The sequence below is a fragment of the Pengzhenrongella frigida genome (assembly GCF_004168625.1).
Lineage (GTDB): Bacteria > Actinomycetota > Actinomycetes > Actinomycetales > Cellulomonadaceae > Pengzhenrongella > Pengzhenrongella frigida.
In genome coordinates this window covers 21,130-27,433 of the sequence record NZ_SDWW01000051.1, presented here as the reverse complement: position 1 = coordinate 27,433, position 6,304 = coordinate 21,130, and the positions used below count along the sequence as shown (strand labels likewise).

4 protein-coding genes are annotated in these 6,304 nt (G+C 71.0%); 3 read left to right on the top strand and 1 reads right to left on the bottom strand.

Annotated features, from left to right (window positions below; translation table 11 throughout):
• Nucleotides 1-109 precede the first annotated feature (109 nt).
• Together EUA98_RS16835 and galE are read left to right on the top strand one after the other, a co-directional pair.
• Nucleotides 110-400: a hypothetical protein gene (locus EUA98_RS16835; RefSeq protein ID WP_130103856.1), complete on the top strand. Its 291-nt coding sequence runs from the start codon at nt 110-112 to the stop codon at nt 398-400.
• Nucleotides 394-3,093, top strand: a complete 2,700-nt coding sequence (galE, locus tag EUA98_RS20575; RefSeq protein WP_130103855.1) for a UDP-glucose 4-epimerase GalE — start codon at nt 394-396, stop codon at nt 3,091-3,093. Before EUA98_RS16835 ends, galE begins: the two co-directional genes overlap by 7 nt.
• Nucleotides 3,094-3,197: 104 nt before the next feature.
• On the opposite strand, the gene EUA98_RS16825 is transcribed toward galE, so the two are convergent.
• Nucleotides 3,198-4,277 carry a putative glycoside hydrolase gene (locus tag EUA98_RS16825; protein WP_130103854.1) on the bottom strand — a complete coding sequence of 360 codons (1,080 nt, stop codon included), beginning with the start codon at nt 4,275-4,277 and terminating at the stop codon, nt 3,198-3,200.
• 143 nt (nt 4,278-4,420) lie between these two features.
• Between EUA98_RS16825 and EUA98_RS16820 the strand changes: the two genes are divergently transcribed.
• Nucleotides 4,421-6,277, top strand: a complete 1,857-nt coding sequence (locus tag EUA98_RS16820) for a DUF4832 domain-containing protein (RefSeq protein ID WP_207219124.1) — start codon at nt 4,421-4,423, stop codon at nt 6,275-6,277.
• Nucleotides 6,278-6,304: the final 27 nt, after the last annotated feature.

Sequence of the window (6,304 nt, the reverse complement as noted above, 5' to 3'; positions counted from 1 at the left end):
CTGCCGCAACTCCGTCTTTGTGGTCCTGAGCGGACAATCTTGAGCGTGCCATATCCACGCTAAGCGACACAGTACAGATGTTCGATCGCATGCGGGAAGGGGGCCTGTTGTGAGCGTGACCGTCGGGGCTCCTCGCGCTGCCGCGCCCGTTACCTCGGCTCCGGCGACGAATGGCAGTGTCGCTGGCGCCACCGACAGCGATGCCACCACCCTCAGCGGCGCCACCACCTTCAGCGGCGCCACCACCCACGGCGGTGCGGCGGCCGGTGGTGGGTCGGGGACGCCGGTCGTGTGCGGGGCGCACGAGGAGGTGGCCGTGCTGCGGGCCGCGGCCGGGGTGCTTGCCGCGGCGGTCGCCGGGGCCAGCGGTGGACGGGCCCGGACCGGCAGGACGTGCTGACCGAGCTGAACCTGACCATCGACACCCTGCGGGCGATCCGGTCCAGCGTGCTCATCGCCGAGCGCGACGCCGACACCTGGCGCGGGAACGGGGACCCGAGCTTTGAAGCATGGGTCGGCCGCAAGACCCGCCTCGGGAAGCGCGGCGGCGCCGCGCAGGTCCGGCAGGCGGCCGAGCTGGACACCGTCCCCGACGTCCTGGGTGCCGTGACAGACGGGCGGATCCCGCTGGAGCACGCGACCATCATCGCGAAGGTCGCCGCCAGCGGGACCCCCGCCCAGCGCGAAGCCGCCACCTCGGCCGACGGCCAGGAGACGCTGCTCGGCCTGGCGGCCGGTCAGGATGCGGCCACGTTCGCGCTCACCGCCGACCGGTGGGCGGCGAACGTCGACCCCGAGGGGCTGGAACGCGACCACCAAGCCCAGTACCGCGCCCGGTACGTTCATCTGTCCCACACCCCGACGGGCACCCACCTCAAAGGGTTCCTCGACACGATCACCGGCAAGAAGATCGCCCTCGCCCTCGAGGCCGCCACCCCCCGCCCCGCGGCCGACGACGACCGCGACTTCGGCCAACGCAACGCCGACGCCCTGGACTCCATCGCCGGGCGGATCCTCGCGTCGGTCGACACCAAGCCCGGCGCGCACGTGCCACCCCAGGTCTCCGTCATCCTCACCGAAGAAACCTGGATCGCGGCCCAAGCGGACCGCGACCGCCGCCGCGCGGCCATGGCCACCTTCGGGTTCGCCCCCGACGACACCGAGACCGACGCCGAGGGCGAGGGCGAGGGCGACCAGGTCACCGGCAGCGGGACCCGCGCAGCGACCGAAATCGGGACCGGCGGAGACGCGCAGTGCGGTGGCGGTCCTCGGATCAGCGCCCCGATCGGATACGCGCCCGCGACGCTGGAGGACGGCACTCCCGTACCCACCTCCGAGCTCGGCGTGGTCATGTGCGACTGCGAGCTCACCCGGATCGTCATCAACGCCGACGGTGTGCCCCTGGACCTCGGGCGCACCGAGCGCCTGTTCACCGGTCCCCAACGCAGAGCCGTCATCGCCCGCGACCGAGAGTGCGCCTGGCCCGACTGCCACGCGCACGCCCGCTGGTGCCACATCCACCACCTCAGGTGGTGGGAACGCGACGGCGGAGTCACCGCGGTGGAGAACGGGGCGCTCCTGTGCAACTTCCACCACCACGAGGTCCACCGCCTGGACCTCACGATCACCCGCCACACGATCCCGCCAGCCGCTTGCCCGGGCTCGCCGGGATCGCGACGATCGCGCGCGTCCGGTACGAGTTCACCGACCCCAGGGGGCGGACCCTCCGGGGGTCTGCGGCCGGGACCAGCCCGCCGATCGGTCCGCCTGAACCCCCGGACGAGCTCGACCTCTCTCAGACCGACGCGCGCAGCAGCGACCCCTGCCGCCGTTTCGCGACGCGCGACGCTCGCGTTGCCTGACGCCCGACTCGCCGTCACCCCGTCACCCGTCACCCGTCGCCCGTCGCCCGCACCACCCGTACCCAGCACCGAGCACCGAGCACCGAGCACCGAGCACCCAGCACAAGGCGTTCGGCACTGTTCTGTCGTTCGCGGGCCGGAGCAGCCCCATGATCTAGAGTCTGGGCCAGTCGGTGGTGTGGCCAACGCTGTTCATCCCCCGGGGAGTTTCCGACACCCGATGAAGCCAAGCGAGCTGGGGCCACCGCACATGACTGTTCTCATCACCGGCGGAGCCGGCTACATCGGCGCCCACGTCGTCAAGCTCGTCCAGGACACCGGCCGCGCCGTCGTCGTGGTCGACGATTTCTCGACCGGGAGCCAGGACCGCATCCCCGGCACCCCGTGGCGCCGGCTGGATCTCACCGAGCCGTCGTCGGTCGAGGAACTGGCTGACACCCTGCGCTCGTTCGAGGTGACCTCGGTCGTGCACTTTGCGGCGAAGAAGCGGGTGGACGAGTCGATGGTGCGGCCCGCCTGGTACTTCCAGCAGAACGTCACCGGTCTGGCGAACGTGCTCGCGGCGATGGAGCTCGCCGGGGTGCGTGAGCTCGTGTTCTCGTCGTCCGCGGCCGTGTACGGGACTCCCACGACGACCGACGTCACCGAGATTGCGCCGACCTCCCCGGTGAACCCCTACGGCGAGACCAAGCTCGTCGGGGAGTGGATGGTGCGGGACGCCGCGCGCGCGTGGGGCCTGCGCGCGGTCTCACTGCGCTACTTCAACGTGGCCGGTGCCGGCTTACCGGAGCTCGGCGACCCGCTGGTGATGAACCTCGTCACGATGCTGCTGCAGCAGAAGTCGCTCGGGCAGCAGCCCAAGGTGTTCGGCGGGGACTACCCCACGCCCGACGGCACCTGCGTGCGTGACTTCGTGCACGTGCTCGACCTGGCCCAGGCGCACGTCGCCTCGCTCGACTACGTGGCCCGGCCCGAGCGGGCGTTCGACACCTTCAACGTGGGAACCGGGATCGGGTCCAGCGTGCTCGAGGTGGTCACGGAGCTCGCCAACCTGACCGGCTGGGACGCGCGGCCCGAGATCCTTGCGCCCCGGGCAGGCGACCCGGCCAGCGTGGTCGCCTCCGTCGACCGGATCACCGGAGTGATGGGGTGGCGGGCTGAAGCCGCGCTGCCGGAGATCCTCGCGAGCGCATGGAAGGCGTGGCAGTTCGACCATCCCGTGGTCAGCTGACGAAAAGGACGCACGCGGGCAGGGCGAGGCAGTCCGACGATCCCGTGGTCAGCTGACGAAAAGGACGCACGCGGGCAGGGCGAGGCAGTTCGACGATCCCGTGGTCAGCTGACGAAAAGGACGCCCTCGTGCGGGGCGAGGGTGACGCTCGACGGCGCCGGACGCCCGCCGACGTCGTGCAGGCCGGCGGGCACGGCGAAGGTGACCTTGCGACGGGGCGCCGAGTTGAGGTTGATCGCAGCCCACCCGCCGGAGAAGGCGCGCGACCGGCCGTTGCCGCGATGGACGACGTCCTCCACCGGCTCCCCCAGGTCCCAGTCGAGCTGCGGGATGTACGGCGTCGCCGAGTAGCCGTCGCGCGACGTCGCCGTGAACGCACCGCCTGGGCCAGCGCCGTAGACCCAGAGGGCCGCGAGCCCGTAGGTGAAGTTGCGGTGCTCGTTGGTGCCGTCGGAGGCGATCCGCAGGATGCTCAGGCCGGGTGCGGACACCTCGGCGCCCTGCGCGTCGACCGTGTAGGGATCGAGGTAGTCGTCCGGGCCCCAGGCCAGCCAGACCTCTTCGAAGCCCCCGCCGAATGCCGCGTGCCGGGCCCACCGGCCTGGATCGCGCCGTGACTCGGCGATGTTGGGCACCAGGAGCTTCCCGATGCCGTTGAGCCGGGCCCCGACCTGCGGCACGAACTCGTCGAGGGCGCCGCGCAGGTCGGCCATGGTTCGGCCGCCCTCGATCGGCGGTCGGATGCCGTAGTAGTCGTCGAACACGTCGTTGTCGGCCATGATGCCGTCCCACAGCGAACCCTCGAGCTCGTCGGCGACGTTGTCGCACCACCGCTCGCGGTAGTCCGCGTTCCAGGTGGCCATCTGCCATTGCCCGGCGTAGGTGTTCCACTCGATGCGGTCGACGCCGTCGGCCCGGTGGGCGAACCACTCCTCACCCGACTCCTCGGCCTCCTCGAAGCACACCCCGGAGCTGTACACCGGCCCCGGCTCGAAGCTGCGGGTCGAGGACAGGCACTTGTAGGCAAGCACCGTCATGTCCGGGCGAGCGGTCTTCAGTGCCTTGAGCGCATCGGTCTCCCAGGGCTGCAAGATGGCGACCTGGTAGTGCTCGGCGGCGAATGCGACCTGCGCCGGCTCCAACGCATCGCCGTACCGGATCCAGGCTCCATGGCGCTTTGACATGGGGGGACTCTAACCGCCGGACCAGGCATGCTCGTGATGATTGCTCCCGAATTGCCCCAGGGTGCGCATCACATGCGATCGTAGGAATATCTCCGCCACCGCAAATCCTTCAGAACGTAGCCATTCGCGACGAATCGATGGACATGCTGAGCCGTGCTTTCGCGAGGGTCCCCCTGCTGTTGACCATGTCGCTGGCGGTGCTCCTGGGCGCCGGGGCGCTGATGTCCGCCCCGATCGCGACGGCCGCCACGGCCACCGCCGCCACGGTTGCGCACACCTATGCGGCGTCGTCGGCCGCGCTGGCGAACCCCGATCGGGGGTTCTACCACTACAGCGAGACGCACTTCCGCGCCGACGGGTCCGGGTACACGCCGCTGGACGCGGCACAGCTGACGAGCTGGCGCACGTCCGAGAAGGTCACCTTGGTCTACCGGATCTTCTACCTCGAGAAGTTCGCCGACCAGGACACCATCGACGATGCCATCCTCCGCCTCGTCGCCGCCGATCTGGCCACGGCGCGGGCCGCCGGGGTCAAGCTCGTGGTGCGCTTCGCGTACTCCGACTCCTCGTCCGCCGACGCGTCCGCCGCCCGCGTGGTCGGCCATATCCGCCAGCTCGCCCCGGTCCTCAATGCCTCGGCCGACGTCGTCTCGGTCCTCCAGGCGGGCTTCGTCGGGCAGTGGGGTGAGTGGTACTACAGCGACAACTTCGCGAGCGACCCCGCCCAGCCCTGGCTCCTGTCCGACGCCGACTGGGCAGCCCGCGGCGCGGTGCTCAACGCCCTGCTGAGCAGCACAGACGCCCGCATCCCGGTGCTCGTCAGGTACCCGGCCATCAAGCAACGGCTTGTCGCAGCCACCAGCGCCCAGGCCGCCCGGGTCGGGATCCACGACGACTGCTTCGGCGCCGGAACGGATGACTACGGCACGTTCGCGACCGCGACCGACCGCCAGTGGCTGGCCGACCAGAGCCGGACTGTCCCGGTGGGCGGCGAGTCCTGCGAGGTCAACGAGCCGCGCACGCAGTGGCCGTCTGCGAGCGCCGACCTGGCGGCCTATCACTGGTCGTTCCTCAACGCCGACTACCACGCGGACGTGCTCAGCTCCTGGGGGGACGCAGGCCGGGCCGAGGCCGGGCGTCGCCTGGGCTACCGGTTGCGGCTCACCTCGAGCACCCTGCCGACCGGCGGCGTCGTCGGCGGAAACCTCTCGCTCCAGCTCAGCCTGACCAACGATGGCTACGCCGCCCCGTTCCGTGACCGCCCGGTGCAGGTCGTGCTGCGCAGCGCGACCACGACCTACAAGGTCACCGTGCCCATCGACCTGCGCACGCTGACCCCGGGCGCGACCAGCACGTTCACCGTCCAGGTCCCCGTACCGGCCACGCCCGGGGACTACGCGACGTTCCTGGCGCTGCCGGACCCCGCGGCCACCCTGGCGAGCATGCCCGCGTATGCCATCCAGCTGGCGAACACCGGCACCTGGCAGGCCACCGAGGGGTGGAACAGCCTGCAGCACACGTTCACGGTTGCCGCGGCGACCACCGCGACGCCGGCCGCCGTGGCGGTGGCGCTGGGCAGCCTGACCGCCACCTCGGTCACCAACGGGTGGGGACCCCGCGAGCTCAACCGCAGCAACGGCGAGGCCGTGGCCGGCGACGGGCGCCCGCTCACCATTCGCGGCCGGCAGTACGCGCGCGGGATCGGCGTCCATGCGGCGTCCGCGCAGACCTTCGCCCTGGGCGCGAAGTACGCCGCGCTGCGGACCACCATCGGGGTCGACGACGAGACCGGCGGCCTCGGCAGCGTGGTGTTCAAGGTCTACGTGGACGGCAAGCTCACCTACACCAGCCCGCAGCTCACCGGGACGTCCGCCCCGCTGCCGATCCTCGTCAAGCTCACGGGCGCGAAGAGTGTGCGCCTGGTCGTGACCGACGGCGGAAACGGCATCGCCTACGACCACGCGGACTGGGCTGAGCCGCTGCTCGACCTGGTGCCGTAGGCCCTGCTGCCGTAGGCCCTGGCGCTG

Bases quoted from the DNA above. Each gene is read 5' to 3' on its own strand.
- EUA98_RS16820 (WP_207219124.1), top strand. From the start codon at position 4,421: ATGCTGAGCCGTGCTTTCGCGAGGGTCCCCCTGCTGTTGACCATGTCG.
- EUA98_RS16825 (WP_130103854.1), bottom strand. From the start codon at position 4,277: ATGTCAAAGCGCCATGGAGCCTGGATCCGGTACGGCGATGCGTTGGAG.